Below are 24,065 nucleotides of genomic sequence, written 5' to 3'. Positions count from 1 at the left end.
CACCTGTGATTGGCCCGCTTGCATGCCCCCCGCAGTAGCTGGCGCAGGCTGCGCCAGCCGCTACAGGCACGTGATGCCTTTAACCGCGCTCAGGCTGGAAGCGAACGACAAAGCCCTTGAGATTCTGCTGCCGACCCAGCAGGTCACGCAGGCGATCGGCCTCTGCACGCTCGATCAACGGACCGACAAACACCCGGTTCTTGCCATCGGCGGTACGGATATAGGCGTTGTAACCCTGGCTGCGAAGGGTTTTCTGCAAGCTTTCGGCACTTTCACGGCTCGACAGGCTGGCCAACTGCACCGACCAACTGACCGACAGGCCATTGGCATCGACGCGACTCTGACTGGTATCAGGCTTGCTCGGCGCCGCCGCGACCGGTTGCGCCGGAGCCGGAGCCGGCTTGAGTGCAGGAGCCGGTGCTACCGGCTTGGCGGCAACCGGGGCTGGTGCGACAGGAGTGCTGGGGGCAACCGGCTTGGAAGGGGCTTTCTCGGCAGCAATCTCGTCATCGCCTGGAACCGGCTCCTGCGGCAACGCTTGCGGCTCCGGTACCACCACGGGCTCAATCTGTACCTGCGGCATTGCCGGGGCTTGAGGTGCAGCCGGGGCATGAACCACCACCTGACGCTGCTCATCTTCCCGGGAAAACAGCATTGGCAAGAAAATCACCGCCAATGCCACCAAAACCAGAGCCCCAACCATTCGCTGCTTGTACGCGTTATCCAGCAAAGCCATGTGCAGCTTCCTCCGTGGAGCGCCGAGCCAACCATTCGAGGGCTTCGGCAACACAATAAAATGATCCGAACAGCAGAATTTCATCTTCCGCCGTTGCCAGTTCGCACTGCCCTTCCAGGGCATCCGCGACACTGGCATAGGATGTTACCGACGCCCCAAGGCTCTGCAACGCAACCTGCAAATCCGCAACCGGACGTGCGCGCGCAGAATCAAGCGGGGCGACAGCCCAATGCTGGACACTACCACTCAATTCGCCGACAACTCCATCGAGATCCTTGTCAGCCAACAAACCAAATACCGCCAACCGCCGACCTGCTATTGGCCGGCGAGCCAAACGCTGAGCCAGATACTCGGCCGCATGCGGGTTATGCCCCACATCCAGCATCAGGTTCAGGCGCTTGCCGTGCCAGTTGAACTGGCGGCGATCCAGACGCCCGACCACTGTCGTCGCTTTCAATGCAGCGACAATTTGCTCGGCCTGCCATGGCAGGCCCAGCAGCGCATAAGCCTGCAATGCCAGCGCGGCGTTTTCCATCGGCAGATCCAGCAGCGGCAAGTCGTGCAACTCAATCGCACGCCCTTGCGGATCGACGCCCCGCCACTGCCAGTGCTGCTCGGTGATGCCCAAATCAAAATCACGACCCCGCAGGAAGAACGGGCAATTGAGCTCGCGCACTTTATCCAGCAGAGGTTGAGGCGGATTGAGGTCACCACAGAGCGCAGGCGCGCCCTGACGGAAAATGCCGGCCTTTTCGAAAGCTACGGATTCGCGGGTATTGCCGAGGTAATCTGCGTGATCGACGCCAATACTGGTGACCAGCGCGACGTCGGCATCCACCAGATTGACGGTGTCCAGGCGTCCGCCGAGACCGACTTCCAGCACCACCGCATCCAGACCCGCACGCTGAAACAGCCAGAACGCCGCCAAAGTGCCCACTTCAAAGTACGTCAGGGAAATTTCACCGCGTCCGGCATCGATTGCCGCAAAGGCTTCGCACAACTGCGCATCAGTGGCTTCGACGCCATTGATCTGCACCCGCTCGTTGTAACGCAGCAGGTGCGGAGAATTGTAGACACCGACCGTGAGCCCTTGCGCCCGCAGCAATGATGCCACGAACGCACAGGTAGACCCCTTGCCATTGGTGCCGGTGACCGTGATCACCCGAGGCGCCGGCTTGCCCAATCCCATCCGGGAGGCTACCTCTTGCGAGCGCGCAAGCCCCATGTCGATGGCTGACGGATGCAACTGCTCAAGGTAGGCGAGCCAGTCGCCAAGGGAACGCTCGGTCATAGGTTTGCAGGCACCGGCGGAACCACGAGTGGCTCGACGGGCGCAGCCACGAACTCAGGCGTCGGCAGCCCCATCAGTTGTGCCAGCAGGTTACCCAGACGCGGGCGCAGCTCCTGACGCGCAATGATCATGTCGATTGCACCGTGTTCCAGCAGGAACTCGCTGCGCTGGAAGCCTTCCGGCAGTTTTTCACGCACGGTCTGCTCGATAACGCGCGGACCGGCGAAGCCGATCAGGGCTTTCGGCTCACCGACGATCACGTCGCCGAGCATCGCCAGACTGGCGGAAACACCGCCGTAGACCGGGTCGGTCAGCACGGAAATGAACGGAATGCCTTCTTCGCGCAGACGCGCCAGTACCGCGGAGGTCTTGGCCATTTGCATCAGCGAGATCAGCGCTTCCTGCATCCGCGCACCGCCGGAAGCGGCGAAGCAGATCATCGGGCAACGATTTTCCAGCGCGTAGTTGGCCGCACGCACGAAGCGCTCGCCGACGATCGCACCCATCGAACCGCCCATGAAGGAGAATTCAAACGCCGACACCACCACTGGCATGCCCAGCAGGGTACCGCTCATGGAGATCAGTGCGTCTTTTTCGCCGGTCTGCTTCTGCGCGGCAGTCAGGCGATCCTTGTACTTCTTGCCGTCGCGGAATTTCAGACGGTCAACCGGCTCCAGGTCAGCGCCCAGTTCGGCACGGCCTTCGGCATCAAGGAAGATGTCGATCCGCGCACGTGCGCCGATGCGCATGTGGTGGTTGCACTTGGGGCAAACATCCAGGGTCTTTTCCAGCTCCGGACGATACAGTACCGCCTCGCAAGACGGGCACTTGTGCCACAGGCCTTCAGGCACCGAGCTTTTCTTCACCTCGGAACGCATGATCGAAGGGATCAGTTTGTCTACTAACCAGTTGCTCATGCTTTCTTTCTCCAGTACCGGCGGCCCGAACGCTTTGGTTCGCAGCCCCGCGTATGCCCTTGAGCTAAATTCATGTGTGCGGCGATGATCGGTGGATAGCCGGGTCAGCAAGACTGACCTTCGTACAACCCAACAACCCTCAGCCATGCCTGCCTAATGCAGTACACCTGTTTCGTACAGTGCAATGGACGGCGGCAGACTGCCAGCCGTCACATCGACTACACGCTAGTGCGCACTGCCTGTATAAACGCGCGAATCTTCGCGTGATCCTTGATGCCCTTGCTCTGCTCTACCCCACCGCTGACGTCCACCGCGTACGGGTGAACCCGGGCAATCGCCTCGGCCACATTGGCCGCCGACAGCCCGCCTGCAAGGATGATCGGCTTGCTCAAACCTTGCGGTATCAATGACCAGTCAAAGGCCTCGCCGGTTCCACCGGGAACACCTTCGACATAGGTATCGAGCAAAATGCCGCTGGCTTTAGCGTAAGCATTGCAACTGGCAGCGATGTCATCGCCCGCCTTGACCCGCAATGCCTTGATGTACGGCCGATGGTAACCCTCGCAATCGGCCGGGGTTTCGTCGCCATGGAACTGCAACAGGTCCAGCGGCACCGCGTCGAGAATCTCTCCGAGTTCGCAGCGACTGGCGTTGACGAACAAGCCCACCGTGGTCACGAATGGCGGCAACGCGGCGATGATCGCGCGGGCCTGCTGCACCGTCACCGCCCGCGGACTTTTGGCATAGAACACCAAACCGATTGCGTCTGCCCCGGCATCAACCGCCGCCAACGCATCTTCAATGCGGGTAATCCCACAAATTTTGCTGCGAACGGCTGACATGTCGTTTGAACCTCAGGGCAAATCCGGGAAAGTCCCGGATGGTAGCAAATGCGTTCGAGGGCGTCAGCCGTCAAGTTCCGAGAAGCCGGTCAGGAAGTGCGGACCGATGTAACGCTCGGGCAACTCGAACTCGTCGCGGTACTCGACCTGCACCAGGTACAGCCCGAATGGATGGGCCGTGACGCCACCGGTACGGCGGACCCGGCTTTCCAGCACTTCTTTGGCCCATTCCACCGGACGTTCACCGGCACCGATGGTCATCAGCACACCGGCGATATTGCGCACCATGTGATGCAGGAACGCACTGGCGCGGATATCCAGCACGATCATCTTGCCGTGCCCGGTGACGCGCAGGTGATGGATTTCCTTGATCGGCGACTTGGCCTGGCACTGTCCGGCGCGAAAAGCGCTGAAGTCGTGGGTGCCGATCAGATGCTGCGCCGCGTCGGCCATGCGCTGGACATCCAGCGGCCGGTGATTCCAGGTGACCTCTTCGTTGAGGTGCGCCGGACGGATCTGATCGTTGTAGATCACATACCGATAACGCCGGGCAATCGCCTTGAAACGCGCATGAAAGTGCGCCGGCATGACCTTGGCCCAACTGACGCTGATATCGTGCGGCAAGTTGATGTTGGCGCCCATGACCCAGGCTTTCAACGAGCGGTCGACTTGCGTATCGAAATGCACCACTTGGCCACAGGCATGCACGCCGGCGTCGGTGCGACCCGCGCAGTGCAAGGACACCGGCGAGTCCGCGACCTTCGACAGGGCCGTTTCGAGGATTTGCTGCACGGTGGCCACACCGGACGCCTGACGCTGCCAGCCGCGATAGCGCGAGCCTTTGTATTCAACGCCCAACGCGATCCGGAAAAAGCCGTCGGCCGCCATTTCGGCGGCCGGGTTATCTATATTTGCCAAGGAATGACAGCCTGCTGATCTACGCAAAGGCGGGCATTATAAGGCCGCAGGGCCGGGACGCCATGTTCATGGTGTTTTTTGTTCGCCCTCCAGTAAATGAATTGTCATTTGCATGAGTCGCCGCCGTTTCGCTATATAGACAAGCATACAACGAAGATCCAACACCTGATGAGAACTGATAAATGAGCGTCATAGAAAAGGAAGCCGTTGGATTGGCCTACAGCCTGGAGGGAATGCTCCACGCCAAACGCAAGACCTGGGAAGCCATCGAAGAAATGGCTCGCCGGATAAAGCCCGGCATGCTGGAGTCAGAAGCCCTGGTAATGGGGCTTGAAGTACTGACCGAACTGGGCATGGACCGCATCTGGCACCCGACCAAGATCCGCTTCGGCGAGAACACCCTGAAAACCTTCAAGCAGCCCTCGAGCGGCGACCCGGTGCTGGGCGAAAACGATATTTTCTTCATTGACCTCGGCGTTGTGTGGGATCGCCACGAGGGCGACTCCGGCGCCACGTTCACTGCCGGCAACGACCCGGAAATGATTGCCTGTGCAGCAGCCGCAAAAACCCTGTTCGACCGGGTTCAGGACTATTGGCGCACCCATCGGGTCGCCGGCCCCGAGCTGTATCGCTACGCAGAAGAACAGGCGTGCGCGATGGGCTGGGTATTGAACCTGGACATCAAGGGCCATCGAGTCAGCGACTTCCCCCACGCGATCTATCGCGCCGGCGATCTGGGCAGTTTCGAAGCTTGCCCGAATGTCGGACTGTGGATCCTCGAAATCCAGCTGGCCCACCCTACCCGGCCGTTCGGTGCGTTTTACGAGGATTTGCTGGCTTAAGGTAATGCACTTATGACGAGGGAGCTTGCTCCCGCTCGATTGCGAAGCAGTCGTAAAGCCTTCTGGTGAGGAGTGCCTGAAAGAATGCGATTGCAGATTTTGGGGTTGCTTCGCAACCCAGCGGGAGCAAGCTCCCTCGCCACGGGTTATGTGACCAATCCCTAAAGGGTTTCTCCCCCCAAAACAAAAACGGCAGCCTCGATGGGCTGCCGTTTTTGTTATGCGCTATCGGTCAATCAGGCCATACGCGCGAGCATTTCCTTGGCTTCGCTCTTCTGACCGTCATTACCTTCGCTGAGCACTTCACCGAGGATGTCCCGTGCGCCGTCGTTGTCACCCATGTCGATGTAAGCCTGCGCCAGGTCCAGCTTGGTCGCGACTTCGTCAGTGCCCGAGAGGAAATCGAAATCGGGCTCACCCATCTCCATCCCCGCCGCCGCGTCTTCAGCGGTGAAGCTTGGCTCGGCGATAGGCGGATGCTCCAGGCTACCGGACAAACGATCCAGCTCGGCATTGACGTCGTCCAGTTCGGACATGAAGTCGTCTGACTCAGGCTTGGCGTGAGCATCGATTTCATCTGCCAGGGACAGATCGAAATCGGCTGGCAACTCCAGATCATCAAGCGCCGCCTCAGTGACTGCAGGCGACTCGACCGCTGGCAGGTCTTTCAGATCGTCGTCAAGGTTGAGCAGGAACTCGTCGTCGGCCAGGATCGAACCCGGCACGTCGCCACCCAGATCAAGGTCGAAATCCGACAGATCATCCAGGCTGTCCTTGGCCTCGGCTTGCTGTTGCAGAACAGATTCGAAGCTCAGCTCGTCATCGAGTGGAAATGCATCCAGATCCAGCGCCGGATCTGGCGTAACGACCGTTGGCGATGCGGCTTCCAGATCGTCCAGGCTCAGGTCGAAGGCGCTGTCGAAGTCATCATCAGCCGGTGCAGCTTCAGGTTCCGGTGCCTTGGGCTCCTCGTGCAGCAGGTCCTTGACGTACTGCGCATCCAGTTCGGCAGCGACCGCCGCGGCGGCGATGCCGCCAACAGCTGCCACGGCAACCATCGCCGGAAAGCGGCTTTTCAGCTGCTCAACGTCAGCATGGTTTTTGCCATTGGCAACCAGCTGACGCTCTTGCGCCACGAACGCACTGCGATCGCCCTGCTGGCCGTAGACTTCCATCAGCTTCAAGCGCAGGTCGCTGCGTTGTGGCTCTTGCTTGATGCCGTCTTCAAGCAGGCTGGCTGCCTGATTCAGACGCCCGGCATGGATGTGCGACTGGGCGTGCGCCAGGACATCGTCCGAACGCTCGGCCGCCGGCGCGACCAATGGCGCAGCAATCGGCGGTGTCACGACCACCGGCGCCACGACTGGAGCTGGAACTGGAACTGGAACCGTTGCAGGCTTGACGACTCGCGCCGACACCTCAAGGCCTTCGAAGCTGCTTTCCGGCAGATTGAGGTCTTCCGTCAAGTCCGACTCTTCAGCCAGCGCCTTCGCCATGCGCTTGTGCTTCTCGGCTTCCTGTTGAGCCTTGCGCCGACGCGCCAGCAACAACAGCAGCAGCAACAGCACCACGGCACCGCCACCCACCAGACCCAGGAGTATCGGATTGGTCAGCAGTTCGTTGTACTTTTGCTCGTCACTCACCGCCGGGGCTGCCTGAATCGGCGCCTCGGCAGGCACCGCGGCCGGCGTTGCCTCTGGCGCTACCGCGGGTGCAGGCGCCGCCGCTGGCTGGGCAACCAGATCAGCTGACATCGCCGCCGAAGGTTGAGCAGCACCAGCACCTGCGCCCGAGCCTTCTGCCTCCAGCTTGGCCAGTTGATTATTTTTCAGCTCGATCAAGCGCTGGAGCTTGTCCAACTGACTCTGCAAGTCAGTCATGCGGCTTTTCAGCTCGGCATTGTCGCGACGCGTCGTATCGAGGCCTTCCTGGGCTACCGCCAGCTTGTTGCCGATGGCCTTGCTATCGCCCGCTGCACCTTTACCACCTTTTTTGCCGGGCTCGCCCGACACCAGGCTCAGGCGGTCCTTGGCAGCCCCCTGCGGCGCGACCACATCATGCCCGCGCTTGGTTGCATCAAGCTGTTGCGCCTGCACCCGGTGAACCGAGCGACGTCCCTGACGCCAGGCCGTGTTCTGCGCGGCGACTTCGGCAACGGCTTTAGGCTGCGGCAGGCTGGTGCTTTGCGTGGCGTCCGGCAGGCGCAAGACCTGACCGGTTTTCAGCCGGTTGATGTTGCCATCGATAAAGGCATCCGGGTTCAGAGCCTGAATCGCCAGCATGGTTTGCTGGATCGAGCCGCCATTGCGCGCCTTCGCGGCGATTTCCCACAAGGTGTCGCGCGGCGTCGTGACGTGCTGCGCAGGCTTGCTCGCGCCAGTCACTGGGGCGTTGACCGCCGGCGCTTGAGCCGGTGCGGATTGCGCAGCAGCGTCAGCCGTCTGCGGCGAGAATTTGGACGGATCGAGCAGCACGCTGTAGTCGCGCAGCAGTCGGCCGCTTGGCCACATCACCTGAACCAGGAATTTCACCATCGGCTCGGAAAGTGGCTGACTTGAAGTCACCCGCAGGATGCTTTTACCGCTGGCATTGAGCACTGGCGTGAACGTCAGGTCGTTGAGGAACGCCTGACGATCAACCCCGGCCTTGGCGAAGTCGGCGGCCGACGCCAGGCTCGGTACCACTTCGGCAGCGGTGAGGTCCTTGACGTCGAGCAACTCGATTTCTGCTACCAGGGGCTGGTTCAGGGTCGACTTCAGGGTCAATTCCCCAAGCCCGAGGGCATGCGCCATACCGGAGGACAGCGCCGAGGCGGCCGCTATTGCTAACACCAGTTTGCGAACTTGAACCATAGCCTCATCCTTTGTTGAACTTTCCTCGGCAAGCGAGAAGGTGTTGATACCGCTGCCGTAAGGCATTGCGCGCAACCTCGAAGAGGCTCTGCGCGCGCTTATTTCACTGATGCCCTTGGAAGCCCCTGATAGCGGCTCGCCTCCAGCATTCAGGCCTGGTGGCCTGTACGACTAGAATCAATTTGCAAATTGTTGCCAAGTATCTTTTACACAAGGTCTTTTATCAACAACTCAGCCACCTGCACCGCGTTGAGCGCAGCGCCTTTGCGTACGTTATCTGACGTCAGCCACACGTTAAGTTCCGCCGGGTCGTCGATACCGCTGCGAACCCGACCAACGTAGACCACGTCCTGCCCTACCGCATCGCCTACCGGCGTCGGATAATCGCCCGCCTCGACCAGCTCGACACCCGGCGCGGCCTCAAGCGCAGCACTCACCGCCGCCAGGTCGACAGCCTTGGCTGACTGCAAGGTCACGCTAAAGCTATCGCCGAAAAACACCGGCGCTTGAATGCAAGTGACAGAAATCTTTAATAAAGGCTGCGCCATGACCTCGCGCAGCTCTCGAACCAGGCGCTTTTCCAGCAGCGTATGGCCCTGAGCATCCGGCGTGCCGACTTGTGCCAGCAGGTTGAAAGCCATTTGCCGATCAAAAAAACGCGGCTCCAGCGGGCGAACATTCAACAGTTCTGCCGTCTGCCGGGCCAGCTCGCTGACTGCTTCGCGGCCCTGGGCAGAAACGGCCAGGCTGGCAGTGACGGTCACTCGCTGCAGGTCGAGCAACTCGCGCAATGGCGCCAGCACCACGGCCAGGGTGGTGGCCGATGCACTTGGGCTGCTCACCTGAAACGGCTTTTTCAAGCCGGCCAGCACTGGGCTGTTGGCTTCCGGCACCACCTGCGGTGCTTGCTCCGCCGGAAAGGCACCAGACAAATCGATCAACGCGCAACCGGCGGCCGTGGCACGCGGCGCAAAGCTCAGGGTGACCGCAGGGCCAGCGGCGAAGAACGCCAGCTGGACCTTGCTGAAATCAAATTCGTCGACTTCCCGCACCCGTACGTTCTTGCCGCGAAACGGCACCGAATGCCCTGCCGATTCACTGCTGGCCAGCAGGTGCAGGTTGGCAACCGGGAAGTCGCGCTCTTCAAGAATCTGGACGAGGGTTTCGCCGACAGTACCGGTGGCGCCGACGACGGCGATATCAAAGGACTGGCTCATGGATCTACCTCAGGCGAAACGGGGGGAGCGGCACTTTACCGGGTGGTTGGCATGCAGGCAATTCACAGGGGAATTTGTAGTAGCTGTACTGGCCTCATCGCGGGCAAGCCTTGCTCCTACAGGTTATGCGTCATGCAGATGGAATGCGGCCAACACAAACCTCGTAGGAGCAAGGCTTGCCCGCGATGGCGGCCGACCAGGCGACACAATATTCCCCTCGTTAACGGCCATAAAAAACCCGCAGCTCTTTCGAGATACGGGTTTTTTCATTACATCAGCGAATCAACGCTCCAGCAGAATCCGCAGCATGCGACGCAGCGGTTCGGCCGCGCCCCACAGCAGCTGGTCGCCAACGGTGAAAGCACCGACGAACTGCGAACCCATGTTCAGCTTGCGCAGACGGCCAACCGGTACGTTCAGGGTGCCGGTGACCTTGGTCGGGCTCAGCTCCTGCATACTGATCTCGCGCTGGTTCGGCACCAGCTTGACCCATGGGTTGTGCTGGCTGATCAGCCCTTCGATATCGGCGATCGGCACATCTTTGTTCAGCTTGATGGTCAGCGCCTGGCTGTGGCAGCGCATGGCGCCGATGCGCACGCAGATGCCGTCCACCGGAATCGGGCTCTTGAAGCGACCGAGGATCTTGTTGGTCTCGGCCTGGGCCTTCCACTCTTCGCGGCTCTGACCGTTCGGCAGCTCTTTGTCGATCCACGGGATCAGGCTGCCGGCCAATGGCACGCCGAAGTTTTCGGTCGGGTACGCGTCGCTGCGCATGGCTTCGGCAACACGACGGTCGATGTCGAGGATGGCGCTGGCCGGATCGGCCAGTTGATCGGCGACAGCGCCGTGGGTCACACCCATTTGCTTGATCAGTTCACGCATGTGCTGCGCGCCGCCACCGGAGGCCGCCTGATAGGTCATGGCGCTCATCCACTCCACCAGACCGGCTTCGAACAGACCGCCCAGGCCCATCAGCATCAGGCTGACGGTGCAGTTGCCGCCGATGTAGTTCTTGGTGCCCGCGTCGAGTTGCTGGTCGATGACCTTGCGGTTCACCGGGTCCAGAACGATCACCGCGTCATCCTGCATGCGCAGGCTGGAAGCGGCGTCGATCCAGTAACCCTGCCAGCCGGCTTCGCGCAGTTTCGGAAAGACTTCGCTGGTGTAGTCGCCACCCTGGCAGGTCAGAATCACGTCGAGGGTTTTCAGCTCTTCAATGCTGTAAGCGTCCTTGAGCGGAGCAATATCCTTACCCACGGACGGGCCTTGACCACCCACATTGGAAGTGGTGAAAAACACCGGCTCAATAAGATCGAAATCCTGCTCTTCCAGCATCCGCTGCATGAGCACGGAACCGACCATACCGCGCCAACCGATCAGACCTACACGTTTCATCGCAACTACACCTTTTACAAAAAGTGGGCTCGCTTGCCGGCATCAGCGACAAGCGGGGCCACAGAGATTACAGATTCCGCAGCGCTGCGACTACTGCATCGCCCATTTCCTGCGTACCTACTTTCGCGCAACCCGGCGACCAGATGTCCCCTGTGCGCAGCCCTTGGTCCAATACCAGGCTGACGGCCTTTTCGATAGCGTCCGCGGCCACAACCTGATTGAAGCTGTAACGCAGCATCATCGACACCGACAGAATCGTCGCCAACGGGTTGGCAATGCCTTTGCCTGCAATGTCCGGCGCCGAACCGTGGCACGGCTCGTACATGCCTTTATTGTTGGCATCCAGCGAGGCCGACGGCAACATGCCGATGGAGCCGGTGAGCATCGAGGCTTCGTCGGACAGGATATCGCCGAACAGGTTGTCGGTGACAATCACGTCGAACTGCTTCGGTGCACGCACCAGTTGCATGGCGGCGTTGTCGACGTACATGTGGCTCAGCTCAACGTCCGGGTAGTCCTTGGCCACTTGCTCGACGATTTCGCGCCACAGCTGGCTGGACGCCAGAACGTTGGCCTTGTCGACCGAGCAGAGCTTCTTGCCGCGAACGCGTGCCATGTCGAAACCGACGCGGGCGATACGGCGGATTTCGCTTTCGCTGTATGGCAGGGTGTCGTAAGCCTGACGCTCGCCATTCGCAAGCGTCTGCACGCCACGTGGCGCACCGAAGTAGATACCGCCGGTCAGTTCACGGACGATCAGGATGTCCAGGCCCGCGACGATTTCCGCTTTCAGGCTCGATGCTTCAGCCAGTTGCGGGTAAAGAATTGCCGGGCGCAGGTTGCCGAACAGGCCCAGTTGCGCACGAATCTTCAGCAAGCCGCGCTCTGGACGAATGTCACGCTCGATGGTGTCCCATTTCGGACCGCCTACCGCACCCAGCAGCACCGCATCGGCAGCACGCGCGCGGGCCAGGGTTTCGTCGGCCAATGGCACGCCGTGCTTGTCGATGGCGGCGCCGCCGATCACGTCGTGGCTCAGCTCGAAATCCAGTGCGAACTTGTCATTGGCCAGTTCCAGCACCTTGACCGCTTCGGTCATGATTTCCGGGCCAATACCGTCACCTGGGAGAATCAGAATCTGCTTGCTCATGCGTTCCTCATGTCATCAGTCGGCGCGCTCATGGGCGCGCCCGGAAAAATTCCAGCGCTCGGCGCTTATCGTTCAGCCATCAGCACCAGCACATCGGTGCTGAACGAACCATCGGCTTCTATCTCGAAATACTCGCGAACTTCATTGCCCATTGCCTGCTGCAACTCGCGGATCGCCACGCGCAACGCTTGGGGTGTACGCATGCGATCGACCCAGGAGTTGTACTCCAGGCGCAACCGCTGGCGCGTGGTGCTACGGGTATGCAACCCCGCCTCGCTGACCTGACGCAACCACTCCCCGGCGGAATAATCACGCACGTGGCTGGTGTCGCGCAGTACCTCGACACTTTGCAGGTAAGTGTCGAACAACGGACTGCCCGGCGACAAGACATCTATGAACGCTGCCACCCCACCCGGCTTGAGCACCCGGCGCACTTCGCGCAGGGCCAGTCCAAGGTCGCTCCAATGGTGCGCCGAATAACGGCTGAAGACGAAATCAAATTCACCCTCGGCAAACGGCAGGCGCTCCGCCGCACCGAGCACGGTGGTCACATTGTTCAGACCACGATCAACCGCAGCGCCAGCCACCACGTCGAGCATCTGCTGTGACAGGTCGTAGGCCACTACTTCTTTCACCAAGGACGCCACATGAAAACTCACATGACCGGCGCCGCAGCCCAGGTCCAGCACTCGCGCATCACCGCGACCTGCCAGTTCGGCCTGTAGCAGCGCAAACTCGGTGCCCTGGGCGTGTACTGCGCTGCTCAGGTAGGCGGCAGCCTGTTCACCGAATTGTTTTTGTACTACGTCGCTGTGCTGGGCAGTGCTGGTCATGGTGACTTCCTTAAGGGGTGAGTCTTGTGTTGTTTGTGCGGCCCCCATCGCGGGCAAGCCTTGCTCCTACAAGAGCAACGCATTCATTCCCATGTAGGAGCAAAGCTTGCTCGCGATGGCGTCATTACGTCTTACTCAAAATCACGCGTCGCGGAACAACCATGGCTGGCTGGCGCGGTGCTTGGCTTCGAAGGCGGCAATCGCATCGCCGTCCTGCAAGGTCAGGCCGATATCGTCCAGGCCGTTGAGCAGGCAGTGTTTGCGGAAAGCATCGATTTCGAAGCTCAGGACCTTGCCGTCAGGACGGGTCACAGTCTGGGTCTGCAAGTCGATCTGCAACTGGTAGCCAGGATTGGCTTCCACTTGCGCAAACAACTCGTCGACTTCAGCGTCGCTCAGGATGATCGGCAGCAAGCCGTTCTTGAAGCTGTTGTTGAAGAAGATGTCGGCGTAGCTCGGCGCGATGATGCTGCGAAAACCGTACTCTTCCAGGGCCCATGGCGCGTGCTCGCGGCTTGAACCGCAGCCGAAGTTTTCCCGGGCGAGCAACACGCTGGCACCTTGATAACGCTCGGCGTTGAGTACGAAGTCCTTGTTCAGCGGACGCTTGGAGTTGTCCTGATACGGTTGCCCGACATCCAGGTAACGCCACTCATCGAACAGGTTCGGACCAAAACCGGTGCGCTTGATCGACTTCAAGAACTGCTTGGGAATGATCTGGTCGGTGTCGACGTTGGCACGATCCAAAGGCGCGACAAGACCAGTGTGCTGGGTAAAAGCTTTCATGCTGCGCTCCTTCAGATCAATTCACGGACGTCGACGAAACGACCGTTGACAGCGGCGGCGGCGGCCATGGCCGGGCTCACCAGGTGCGTACGGCCTCCGGCGCCCTGACGGCCTTCAAAGTTGCGGTTGGAGGTCGATGCGCAATGTTCACCAGACTCCAAACGGTCCGGGTTCATCGCCAGGCACATCGAGCAACCTGGCTCGCGCCATTCGAAACCGGCCTCGAGGAAAATCTTGTCCAGCCCTTCAGCTTCGGCTTGCGCCTTCACCAGGCCTGAACCCGGCACCACAATGGCTTGCTTGATGGTCGAAGCCACTTTACGGCCCTTGGCGATCACTGCCGCAGCGCGCAAATCTTCGATCCGCGAGTTGGTGCAGGAACCAATGAACACGCGGTCCAGTTGAATGTCGGTGATCGCCTGATTGGCGGTCAAACCCATGTACTTCAAGGCGCGGACGATAGAGTCACGCTTGACCAGATCCATCTCTTTAGCCGGGTCCGGCACGTTTTGATCGACGGCGAGGACCATTTCCGGGGACGTGCCCCAGCTGACTTGCGGCTTGATCTGCGCAGCGTCGAGTTCAACGATGGTGTCGAACTTGGCATCCGCATCGGAAACCAGGTCTTTCCAGGCTTCGACAGCCATATCCCACTCAGCGCCTTTCGGTGCAAACGGACGACCCTTGACGTAGGCAACAGTCTTTTCGTCAGCGGCCACCAAACCAACTCGTGCACCGGCTTCGATGGACATGTTGCAGATGGTCATTCGGCCTTCGACCGACAAATCACGAATCGCGCTACCGGCGAATTCGATGGCGTGACCGTTACCGCCAGCGGTGCCGATCTTGCCGATAACGGCCAGAACGATGTCCTTGGCAGTCACGCCGAACGGCAATTTGCCTTCAACCGATACCCGCATGTTCTTCATTTTCTTGGCGACCAGGCACTGTGTGGCGAGCACGTGCTCGACCTCGGAAGTGCCGATACCATGAGCCAACGCGCCGAACGCGCCGTGGGTCGAGGTATGGGAGTCACCACAAACCACGGTCATGCCCGGCAAGGTTGCGCCCTGCTCCGGGCCAATGACGTGGACGATGCCTTGACGCACGTCATTCATCTTGAATTCGACGATGCCATATTCGTCGCAGTTGTCATCGAGGGTCTGGACCTGCAAACGCGAGACTTCGTCAGCGATGGCGGCAATGCCGCCCTTGCGCTCTGGAGTCGTCGGTACGTTGTGGTCCGGGGTCGCGATGTTGGCATCGATGCGCCACGGCTTGCGCCCGGCCAGACGCAGACCTTCGAAGGCTTGCGGCGAGGTCACTTCGTGAATGATGTGACGATCGATGTAGATCAGCGCCGAACCATCGTCGCGCTGCTTGACCAAATGCGAATCCCAGAGCTTGTCGTAGAGCGTTTTGCCGGCCATCAGACGTTTCCTCATCAGCTTGTTCTATGCCAGAGAGGTCTGTGTAGCGAGTTCTGTTAGTCAACTTCGGCGCCAGAAGCCCATATCCTGCGTTGCTGCTCCTCGCCATAGCGGGCTATGACTCGTCACAGCGCCTTGGCTATGGACTTCTGGCTTCCGAATTTGAACTAACAAACCCGCCACACAGACCTCTGGATCTTGAAACGAATCAATAACCCCTTGGCTTGTGAGGTCGATCCTATGGGGTTACATTAAATAACTCAAATTCATATTTTTTATACTTTGGATAACCGACTGGAATACAAACATGGACCTGGCTAACCTCAATGCTTTTATAGCCATCGCCGAGACCGGAAGCTTCTCTGGCGCGGGTGAACGCCTGCACCTGACCCAGCCCGCCATCAGCAAACGCATCGCCGGGCTGGAGCAGCAGTTGAAGGTGCGGCTGTTTGATCGACTGGGCCGGGAAGTCGGCCTGACCGAGGCCGGACGTGCCCTGCTGCCGCGTGCCTATCAGATTCTGAATGTGCTGGATGACACGCGCCGGGCGCTGACCAACCTGACCGGCGAAGTGACTGGCCGCCTGACACTGGCGACCAGTCATCACATTGGCCTGCACCGCCTGCCGCCCTTGCTGCGGGCGTTCACCCGACGCTATCCCGAGGTCGCGCTGGATATTCAGTTCCTCGATTCGGAAGTCGCCTACGAGGAAATTCTTCACGGCCGCGCCGAACTGGCGGTGATTACCTTGGCACCCGAGCCGCACACGCTGGTGAAGGCTACGCCGGTATGGGACGACCCGCTGGACTTCGTGGCGGCCCCGGAACACTCGCTGATCAGCAACGGCGCAGTCAGCCTGGCCGATATTGCCGGCCATCCGGCGGTTTTCCCCGGTGGCAACACGTTCACCCACCACATCGTGCAACGACTATTCGAAGCCCAGGGGCTGACGCCGAACATCGCGATGAGCACTAACTATCTGGAAACTATCAAGATGATGGTTTCCATTGGCCTGGCCTGGAGCGTGTTGCCGCGCACCATGCTCGATGATCAAGTGGCACGCATTCCTTTACCGGGCATACAACTCACTCGCCAGCTAGGCTATATCGTGCACACCGAACGGACGCTGTCGAATGCTGCACGGGCTTTCATGGCCTTGTTGGACGCACAAATCGATTTGCCACGGACTCACGGCTAAGTTGTGCTAATCCTTTAAGGTTGAAAATCCCAGCGCCAAACACCCCATTCAGCCCAAGGCTTGTTACCCATGCCCAAATCTGCTGACCGCACTCGCTCACGCACGCCCTCAATGCCGCGCATTCAGGCGCTCGACCCGCGTACCTCGGAGCAGATTTGGGAGAGCGCGCCACAACTGCTCGCCGCCTTGAACGGTGCACGCTTGGGCGCCTGGTACTGGGACATTGAACGCGGGCTGATCAGCTGGTCGCGGGGGACTCAAGCCCTGTTCGGGTTTGATCCAAGGCAGCCGCTACCAGCCGACCTGGAGTACCTGGATCTGCTGGCGGTGGAGGATCGCGCCAAGACGCTGCGGGCCTTTAACGCTGTGGTGGCCGGCGCACCGCTGGAACAGGCGATGCATCACCGGATCCGCTGGCCCGACGGCAGCCTGCACTGGCTGGAGATCAACGGCAGCCTGATACCGGACAAACAAGGCCGGCCACGGATGATCGGGGTGATCCGCGAGATCACCCATCAACGCCAGCGCGAACAGGCCCTGAGCAGCTCGGAGAAACGTTTCGCAACACTATTTCACCTGAGCCCGAACATGGTGCTGCTGACCCGTCAGGAAGACGGCCTGATCAGCGAAGCCAATCAATACTTCGAAAGCCTGTTTGGCTGGCCCGTGCACAGCGTGATCGGTCGCACGACACTGGAACTGGGCCTTTGGGTAAACCCGGAACAACGCGCCAAACTGGTCAAGGCAACCAAGGCCAAGGGCGAACTGGTCAGCATGGAGGTGCAGTTTCGCGCCAGCAACGGCCAGGTCCACGACGGCATTCTCAGCGCGCAAAAGGTCGAACTCGAAGGCCAGCCCTACCTGCTCAGCACATTCCTCGACACCAGCGAACGCAAACTCGCCGAGCAAGCGCTCAAAGACAGTCAGGAGCGCCTGGATCTGGCCCTTGATTCGGCGCAACTCGGCACCTGGGACTGGCACATTCCCAGCGGCATGCTCTATGGCTCGGCCCGTGCCGCGCAGCTGCATGGACTGGACCCGGTGCCTTTTCACGAGCCCTTCGATGCGTTTTTCGAAGGCGTACCCGACGATGAGCGCGACAGCATGCGCGACGCCTATCGCAGTTTGCGCGAAGGCCCGGCCGGTAATTATCAACTGACCTACCGCGTGCAATTGCCCGACGGCAGTTCGCGCTACCTGGAAAGCCGTGCACGGCTCTATCGCGATGAGTCCGGTGTTCCCCTGCGCATGGCCGGTACGTTGCTCGACATCACCGACCAGGTGGAGCGCGAGCAGCGCCTTATCACCTCCGAAGAAAAATTCGCCAGCCTGTTCCAGGTCAGCCCGGATCCGATCTGTGTGACGCGCCAGGACACCGGCCAGTTCATCGAGATCAACCCTGCCTTCACTCAGACTTTCGGCTGGACCACCACCGACGTCATCGACCGCAGTGCCGACGAGATTGGCCTCTGGGACGCTTCGGTGAAGCGTCAGCAACGCATCGAGCAGGTGATTCGCGAACAGGCGCTGAACAACGTCGCAATCATCGTTCACCACAAGGACGGGCAACCCTTGACCTGCGTGATTTCCAGCCGCCAGATCAGCGTCGGCAACGAGCCATGCATCGTTACCACTCTGCGCGACATCACCCAGCAACAGCGCTCCGAGGCCGCACTGAAGGCCAGTGAAGAGAAGTTCGCCAAGGCATTTCACTCCAGCCCAGACGCCATCACCATCACCGAGCGCGACAGCGGACGCTACCTGGAGGTCAACGACGGCTTCTGCCGCTTGACCGGCTACCGCGCCGACGAAGTGGTGGGTAAAACCGTGTATCAGATCGGTATCTGGGCGGAGGAAAAACAACGCTCAAACCTGCTGGCCGAGTTGAAGACCAAAGGCCGGGTGCATCACCAGGAAATGCTTGGTCGCAACAAGCGCGGCGAAATTCTCACCGTCGAGGTCACGATCGAACCCATCACCCTGAACGAGACCCCCTGCCTGCTGATGACCGCCCGGGACGTCAGCCTGCTGAAAAATGCCGAAGCGCAGATCCGCCACCTCGCCTACCACGACCCACTGACCAACCTGCCCAACCGCGCGCTGCTGATGGATCGCCTGAGCCAGCAGATCGCCTTGCTGAAACGCCACAACCTGCGCGGCGCCTTGCTGTTCCTCGATCTCGACCATTTCAAGCACATCAACGACTCGCTCGGTCACCCGGTGGGCGACACCGTGCTGAAAATCATCACTGCGCGCCTCGAAGCCAGCGTGCGCATGGAAGACACTGTGGCGCGACTCGGTGGCGATGAGTTTGTGGTGCTGTTGAGCGGCCTGGAAGGTACGCGCAACGAGGTCAGCGAACAGGTCCGCGAGCTGGCCGACACGATTCGTGAGTTGCTGTCCGAGCCGATGTTCCTCGATGGTCAGCGCCTGCAGGTCACACCGAGCATCGGCGTGGCCTTGATCCCCGATCACGGCTCAACCCCGACCGACCTGCTCAAGCGTGCCGACATTGCCCTGTACCGAGCCAAGGATTCGGGGCGCAATACCACGCAGATGTTCCACAACACCATGCAAAAAGCGGCCAGTGAACGCCTGCGGATGGAAACCGACCTGCGCCTGGCCCTTTCGCGAGGTGAGTTCAGCCTGCAATACCAGCCTCAGGTGGACGCCCGGAACGATCGCATTATCGGTGCCGAAGCTCTGGTGCGCTGGCGCCATCCGCTGTTGGGGGAGCAATCGCCCACCGAATTCATCAAGGTGCTGGAAGACAGCGGGCTGATCCTGGAGGTTGGTACCTGGATTCTCGATGAGGCCTGTCAGGCCTTCAGGCAGTTGATCGATAGAGGCCTGATCGACCCGCTGAATTTCAGCCTTTGCGTGAACATCAGCCCACGGCAATTTCGCCAGAACGACTTTGTCGAACGGATTGAACACAACCTGAGCAACCATGGACTGCCGTATTCGCTGCTCAAACTGGAGGTCACCGAAGGCATCGTGATCCAGAACCTGGACGACACCATCAGCAAGATGCGCCGCCTGAAGAAACTCGGCGTCAGCTTCGCCATGGACGACTTTGGTACTGGCTACTCCTCGCTGACTTACCTCAAGCGCCTGCCGGTGGATACCCTGAAGATCGACCAGTCGTTCATCCGCGATGCGACCAGCGATCCGAACGACGCGGAAATCATCCGCGCCATCGTGGCCATGGCCCGCAGCCTTGAATTGACGGTGATTGCCGAAGGTGTCGAAACCACCGAACAGCTCGAGTTCTTGCAGGGGCTGGGCTGCCACTTGTATCAAGGCTACTTGCACAGTCAGCCGCTGCCGCTGGAGGGTTTCCTGAAACTGCTGAAATGACGGGCACAAAAAAGGGCGCCAGTGGCGCCCTTTCTCATCGCGATGACTCAGTGTTCCAGAGCCGGTTTTTGCGTCCCGTTGATCGGGATACGCTTGGCTTTCGCTTCCTCCGGCACGACGCGCAGCAGGTCAATATTCAACAGACCGTTGCTGAGGCCCGCGGACTTGATTTCAATGTGGTCCGCCAGACGGAAGGACAGCTTGAAGGCGCGTTGTGCGATGCCTTGGTACAGATAGGTGACGTCTTCATTGGCGTCACGTTTGCCGCCACTGATGGTCAACACACCTTTTTCTACTTGCAGCTCCAGGTCTTCTTCCTGGAAGCCGGCCGCCGCGATGACGATGCGATATTCGTCGTCGCCATGTTTTTCGACGTTGTACGGTGGATAGGTGCTGCCTGGCTCATTGCGCAGCGCCGACTCGAACAGATCGTTGAAACGATCGAAGCCCACCGAAGAACGGAACAGTGGCGCCATGGAAAATGCAGTACTCATGATTCAAATCTCCTGAAAACAATCAGCAAGTTTTTTGTCTCCGCGACCCGAATTCGGCATCGCGTACTCCTTAGATAAGGACCGCTGATTGCATTTCAAGAGATTATTTTGTGTTTTTTTCAACAAAGGTTTCAGGCTGCTTCGCACGCCTGCAGGCCTAGTAAGCGCGAGACCTGATCCAGTTCGGTTTCACGGCGCAGGACGGTGAACAGCTCCACCGCTTCGGGATAATTGCGGGTCAGCATCGCCAGCCACTGCTTCAAACGACCCGGCGACTGGCGCGGCGTCATCTGTGCCTTGGCTTGCAGCCAGAAATCCTGAAGCAGCGGCAGCAGCTCGGCCCAAGTCATCTCGACCACCTCTTCGCCGGCCCGCGCGGCAGCGATTTGCCGCGCCAGGTCAGGGCGCGACACCAGGCCACGCCCGAGCATGATGTCTTCCACGCCGCTGATTTCGCGGCAACGGCGCCAATCTTCAACGCTCCAGATATCGCCATTGGCGAACACCGGCACCTTGACCACTTCCTGCACCCGCGGGATCCATTCCCAATGCGCTGGCGGCTTGTAGCCGTCCGTCTTGGTCCGTGCGTGCACGACGATGTGCGCAGCACCGCCCTCAGCCAATGCCGTGGCACAGACCAGAGCGCCGTCGGGGCTGTCAAAACCCAAACGCATCTTGGCCGTCACCGGGATATGCGCCGGCACTGCGCGGCGTACATGTTCGACGATTTCGTTGAGCAGCTCCGGTTCTTTGAGCAGTACAGCACCGCCGCGCGATTTGTTCACGGTCTTGGCCGGGCAACCGAAGTTCAGGTCGATCACCTCCGAGCCCAGCTCACAGGCCAGCGCCGCGTTTTCCGCCAGGCACACCGGATCGGAACCGAGCAATTGCACGCGCAACGGCACGCCTGAAGCGGTCTTGGCGCCGTTGAGCAGTTCAGGGCCGAATTTGTGGAAATAGGCAGGCGTGAGCAGTTGATCGTTGATCCGAATGAACTCGGTCACGCACCAATCGATACCACCAACACGGGTCAACACGTCCCGCAGGATGTTGTCGACCAACCCCTCCATGGGCGCCAAAGCAATTTGCATGGAAAACACTCAACGAAAAACGTGCGGCAGTTTACTGGATTATCAATCGAAAGACTTGCGCCTACCCATGTGGCGAGGGGGCTTGTCGGAACGCCGCACCGCCACAGGGTGATCAGGCGCTGATGTGCAACGCCGGGCCGTAGCCTTCGATGAATTCCGCCGGCATGCGCCTGGGCTTGCCGCTGGACAGCTCGATGCAGACAAACGTGGTTTGCGCCCGCAGCAGTGTGGCGTTGTCGCTGGGGCGTTTCAGCTGGAAGTGCCGGGTCATTTTCAGGCGCTGATCCCAGTCGACGATCCAGGTCGCCAACTGCAATTCATCACCCTCATAAGCAGCGGCCAGGTAATCGATCTCGTGGCGCACCACGGCCATCGCCCGGTCCAGTCGCCGATATTCGGTCAGGTCCAGCCCAAGACGCTGCGAATGGCGCCAGGCGCAGCGTTCGAGCCAGGTGACGTACACCGCATTATTGGCGTGCCCCAGCCCATCGATGTCCTCGGCAGCGACCTGCAGGTCAATGATAAACGGCGTTGCCCGATCCCAGCCCATGCCCCACTCCCGGTCAGATTATTCGACCGGGGCAGTGTAACGGATGATCAGGCCGATTGGCGCGCCTGCAAGCTACGACCGGACAGCAGCGACAGAACACCTTCGATCACTCGCGGATCCGCCAGCACCCGCTGATGCCCACCCTCTTCCAGGCGCAACAGACGACTGTCGAACCAGGCATCGTGAATCAATTGCGATTCATTGACCGAGACAAAGCCGTCGTCTTCGGCGTGTACGATCAGCCCCGGCATATCCAGCTGGTAATGGGCGACATCAAGTCGTGAGGCCTGGATACCCACATCCCGTTCGACTTTGCGGATAAACGCCGAACGCGCCTTGGGTGGCATGCGAACGTGGCGGGCAAAACCGCGCAACACCGCGAGAATCCGCGCCGGTGCGGCGATACTGACCAGGGTTTCAGTGCGCAAACCCAATTGAACGGCAAGCATCGCACTGGCGCCGCCCATGGAGTGACCAATGACCGCTTGCAAGGGTGGCAGCTCTGCCGCCGCTTCAAGCATCGCCCGAGCAAAAAGCACAACGTTGGCCTCGCGACCGGGCGAGCGACCGTGAGCTGGACCATCCAGCGCGACCACGGTGTAGCCGGCGTCTACCAGCGCCGTGATCAGGCTGGCGAATTGTGTCGGCCGACCTTCCCAGCCGTGCATCAGCAGCACTGTCGGGCCCTGCCCCCAGCGCAACGCTGAAAGGCCGAAGCGCAGGGTGATCCGCTCGGACTTCGCCAGCAGCGGCATTTCCCAATCACGCAGAGGCAACTCGCGCGGCGTCATGAACACCGAACGCATCTTGCTCGCCACCCATTGCGGTGCAACCCAGCCCAAGGTGCCGTTAACGCCACGAACCCAACTTAACGTGCTCATCGCTCATCTCCAAAGGCTTGTGCTTCAGGTCATAGCACCGCCGACTTGGCGGCACGCAGCAATCGATCGGACAACTCACCGGCACCCAGCGCCCGCGCCAGGGCCAAACCACCGACCATCAGCGCCAAGTCAGCCAACGCTTTGTCGGTGTCTTCCGGGCTGGCGGCCAACTGCGCGACCATCAGCTCGATGTGTTCATTCAAGGCCTGACGGAAATCGTCCGGCAGACGCCCCAGCTCGCCTATCGACGCCGGAATCGGGCAGGCGTGCTCGGTGGAATCACGGTGTTTGCGTGACAGGTAAAACGCAGCGACCAGCGCCCGGCGTTCTTCACCAGTCAGCGTGGCGTCCATTTCGGCGATCAGCGCCCGACGTTGGCCGAGCAATTGCGTGAAGGCCTCCAGCATCATCGCGTCCTTGCTTTCGAAGTGTGCGTAGAAGCCACCGACGGTAAGGCCGGCAGCCCCCATCACTTCACCCACGCTAGGCTCTGCCGGACCGCGCTGGATCAGCGCAGAGCTGGCGGCCTGGAGAATGCGTTCACGGGTTTGAGCTTTTTTATCGTTCATCGTTGCCTCCGAATATTACGAATAGAATATTATTCTCATAATAATTTTTCGCAAGTCGTTGATGTGACCGTTGGTCAGAAGAACAGTGCGGGGAGAATGAGGGATTGGCCAAACGCCAGACAAACAAAAGGGCCATTCAATAATTGAATGACCCTTATAAATCCCGCAGAGCGGGTAATCGTGGCGTCCCCTAGGGGACTCGAACCCCTGTTACCGCCGTGAAAGGGCGGTGTCCTAGGCCACTAGACGAAGGGGACGCAAACCCTTCTATACAACTGATCAGTGCTGAGTGCTGATCGATTCAAGGCCGGTGTGGCCAGACCTTGAACTGTAAAATTGGTGGAGCTAGACGGGATCGAACCGTCGACCTCTTGCATGCCATGCAAGCGCTCTCCCAGCTGAGCTATAGCCCCGGATTTTTCGCCTCGCGGCGGAGCGATGTCTTGCAACATCACTTCTGCAAAACTGGCGTCCCCTAGGGGACTCGAACCCCTGTTACCGCCGTGAAAGGGCGGTGTCCTAGGCCACTAGACGAAGGGGACGCAAACCCTTCTATACAACTGATCAACGCTGAGTGTTGATCGCTTCAAGACCGGTGTGGCCAGGCCTTGAAGTGCAAATTGGTGGAGCTAGACGGGATCGAACCGTCGACCTCTTGCATGCCATGCAAGCGCTCTCCCAGCTGAGCTATAGCCCCTCATCGCTGAGGACGG

General features: G+C 60.1%; 20 protein-coding genes and 4 tRNA genes. 3 read left to right on the top strand and 21 right to left on the bottom strand.

All coding sequences use genetic code 11. The annotated features are described in order from the left end of the window. Positions 1-79: 79 nt before the first annotated feature. The 5 genes from HK44_RS11170 to truA form a co-directional block, all read right to left on the bottom strand. Complete coding sequence (locus HK44_RS11170; protein WP_019692666.1) at positions 80-736, bottom strand: SPOR domain-containing protein; 657 nt, start codon at positions 734-736, stop codon at positions 80-82. Next, positions 720-2,027: a bifunctional tetrahydrofolate synthase/dihydrofolate synthase gene (folC, locus tag HK44_RS11165; RefSeq protein ID WP_019692667.1), complete on the bottom strand. Its 1,308-nt coding sequence runs from the start codon at positions 2,025-2,027 to the stop codon at positions 720-722. The genes HK44_RS11170 and folC overlap by 17 nt, the downstream gene beginning before the upstream one ends. Further along, the gene (accD, locus tag HK44_RS11160; protein WP_019692668.1) at positions 2,024-2,944 is read right to left on the bottom strand and encodes an acetyl-CoA carboxylase, carboxyltransferase subunit beta; all 921 of its coding nucleotides are present in this window, start codon (positions 2,942-2,944) and stop codon (positions 2,024-2,026) included. Before accD ends, folC begins: the two co-directional genes overlap by 4 nt. 218 nt (positions 2,945-3,162) lie before the next feature. Continuing rightward, entirely contained in the window at positions 3,163-3,786 is a 624-nt protein-coding gene (locus HK44_RS11155) for a phosphoribosylanthranilate isomerase (protein WP_019692669.1), read from the bottom strand. A 63-nt stretch (positions 3,787-3,849) separates the two neighbouring features. Further along, the gene (gene truA, locus HK44_RS11150; RefSeq protein ID WP_024264858.1) at positions 3,850-4,674 is read right to left on the bottom strand and encodes a tRNA pseudouridine(38-40) synthase TruA; all 825 of its coding nucleotides are present in this window, start codon (positions 4,672-4,674) and stop codon (positions 3,850-3,852) included. 212 nt (positions 4,675-4,886) lie between these two features. Here truA and HK44_RS11145 point away from each other — a divergent pair, with 212 nt between their 5' ends. After that, positions 4,887-5,546, top strand: coding sequence for a M24 family metallopeptidase (locus HK44_RS11145; protein ID WP_019692671.1), 660 nt, complete (start codon positions 4,887-4,889; stop codon positions 5,544-5,546). 236 nt (positions 5,547-5,782) lie between these two features. Here the strand turns inward: HK44_RS11145 and HK44_RS11140 are convergent, their stop codons facing one another. The 7 genes from HK44_RS11140 to leuC all read right to left on the bottom strand — a co-directional run bounded on the left by HK44_RS11140 (position 5,783) and on the right by leuC (position 15,209). Continuing rightward, positions 5,783-8,398, bottom strand: coding sequence for a FimV/HubP family polar landmark protein (locus tag HK44_RS11140; RefSeq protein WP_019692672.1), 2,616 nt, complete (start codon positions 8,396-8,398; stop codon positions 5,783-5,785). Positions 8,399-8,604: 206 nt separating this feature from the next. Next, on the bottom strand, positions 8,605-9,615 hold the full coding sequence (locus HK44_RS11135) for an aspartate-semialdehyde dehydrogenase (RefSeq protein ID WP_019692673.1): 1,011 nt from the start codon (positions 9,613-9,615) through the stop codon (positions 8,605-8,607). Between the two features lie 282 nt (positions 9,616-9,897). Then, on the bottom strand, positions 9,898-11,010 hold the full coding sequence (asd, locus tag HK44_RS11130) for an aspartate-semialdehyde dehydrogenase (protein ID WP_019692674.1): 1,113 nt from the start codon (positions 11,008-11,010) through the stop codon (positions 9,898-9,900). A gap of 67 nt (positions 11,011-11,077) precedes the next feature. After that, positions 11,078-12,160 (bottom strand): 3-isopropylmalate dehydrogenase, encoded by a 1,083-nt coding sequence (gene leuB / locus HK44_RS11125; protein WP_019692675.1) that lies wholly within the window; start codon positions 12,158-12,160, stop codon positions 11,078-11,080. Positions 12,161-12,225: 65 nt separating this feature from the next. Next, complete coding sequence (locus HK44_RS11120) at positions 12,226-12,993, bottom strand: class I SAM-dependent methyltransferase (protein WP_019692676.1); 768 nt, start codon at positions 12,991-12,993, stop codon at positions 12,226-12,228. Between the two features lie 141 nt (positions 12,994-13,134). After that, on the bottom strand, positions 13,135-13,779 hold the full coding sequence (gene leuD, locus HK44_RS11115) for a 3-isopropylmalate dehydratase small subunit (protein WP_019692677.1): 645 nt from the start codon (positions 13,777-13,779) through the stop codon (positions 13,135-13,137). Between the two features lie 11 nt (positions 13,780-13,790). Beyond that, positions 13,791-15,209, bottom strand: a complete 1,419-nt coding sequence (gene leuC, locus HK44_RS11110) for a 3-isopropylmalate dehydratase large subunit (protein WP_019692678.1) — start codon at positions 15,207-15,209, stop codon at positions 13,791-13,793. A gap of 307 nt (positions 15,210-15,516) precedes the next feature. On the opposite strand from leuC, the gene HK44_RS11105 reads away from it, so the two are divergent. After that, positions 15,517-16,407: a LysR family transcriptional regulator gene (locus tag HK44_RS11105; RefSeq protein ID WP_019692679.1), complete on the top strand. Its 891-nt coding sequence runs from the start codon at positions 15,517-15,519 to the stop codon at positions 16,405-16,407. Positions 16,408-16,476: 69 nt separating this feature from the next. After that, complete coding sequence (locus tag HK44_RS11100) at positions 16,477-19,767, top strand: PAS domain S-box protein (protein WP_019692680.1); 3,291 nt, start codon at positions 16,477-16,479, stop codon at positions 19,765-19,767. A 47-nt stretch (positions 19,768-19,814) separates the two neighbouring features. Here the strand turns inward: HK44_RS11100 and HK44_RS11095 are convergent, their stop codons facing one another. The 9 genes from HK44_RS11095 to HK44_RS11055 form a co-directional block, all read right to left on the bottom strand. Then, a complete protein-coding gene (locus HK44_RS11095; RefSeq protein ID WP_019692681.1) occupies positions 19,815-20,261 on the bottom strand; it encodes an Hsp20 family protein in 447 nt (148 codons plus the stop codon). A gap of 131 nt (positions 20,262-20,392) precedes the next feature. Further along, on the bottom strand, positions 20,393-21,352 hold the full coding sequence (locus tag HK44_RS11090) for a tRNA dihydrouridine synthase (protein WP_019692682.1): 960 nt from the start codon (positions 21,350-21,352) through the stop codon (positions 20,393-20,395). Between the two features lie 112 nt (positions 21,353-21,464). Next, positions 21,465-21,902, bottom strand: coding sequence for an acyl-CoA thioesterase (locus tag HK44_RS11085; protein WP_019692683.1), 438 nt, complete (start codon positions 21,900-21,902; stop codon positions 21,465-21,467). Between the two features lie 47 nt (positions 21,903-21,949). Continuing rightward, positions 21,950-22,783: an alpha/beta fold hydrolase gene (locus HK44_RS11080; RefSeq protein WP_019692684.1), complete on the bottom strand. Its 834-nt coding sequence runs from the start codon at positions 22,781-22,783 to the stop codon at positions 21,950-21,952. Between the two features lie 29 nt (positions 22,784-22,812). Then, complete coding sequence (locus HK44_RS11075) at positions 22,813-23,352, bottom strand: TetR/AcrR family transcriptional regulator (RefSeq protein ID WP_019692685.1); 540 nt, start codon at positions 23,350-23,352, stop codon at positions 22,813-22,815. Positions 23,353-23,533: 181 nt separating this feature from the next. After that, a tRNA-Glu gene (locus HK44_RS11070) sits at positions 23,534-23,609 on the bottom strand. An 80-nt stretch (positions 23,610-23,689) separates the two neighbouring features. Then, positions 23,690-23,765, bottom strand: a tRNA-Ala gene (locus HK44_RS11065). A gap of 53 nt (positions 23,766-23,818) precedes the next feature. Next, positions 23,819-23,894, bottom strand: a tRNA-Glu gene (locus HK44_RS11060). Between the two features lie 79 nt (positions 23,895-23,973). Continuing rightward, positions 23,974-24,049: transfer RNA gene (locus HK44_RS11055), tRNA-Ala, on the bottom strand. Positions 24,050-24,065: the final 16 nt, after the last annotated feature.

The organism is Pseudomonas fluorescens HK44, from assembly GCF_000217955.3.
Lineage (GTDB): Bacteria > Pseudomonadota > Gammaproteobacteria > Pseudomonadales > Pseudomonadaceae > Aquipseudomonas > Aquipseudomonas fluorescens_AQ.
The sequence above is the reverse complement of the archived record's forward strand: the minus strand, read 5'-3'. Positions and strand labels throughout refer to the sequence as shown.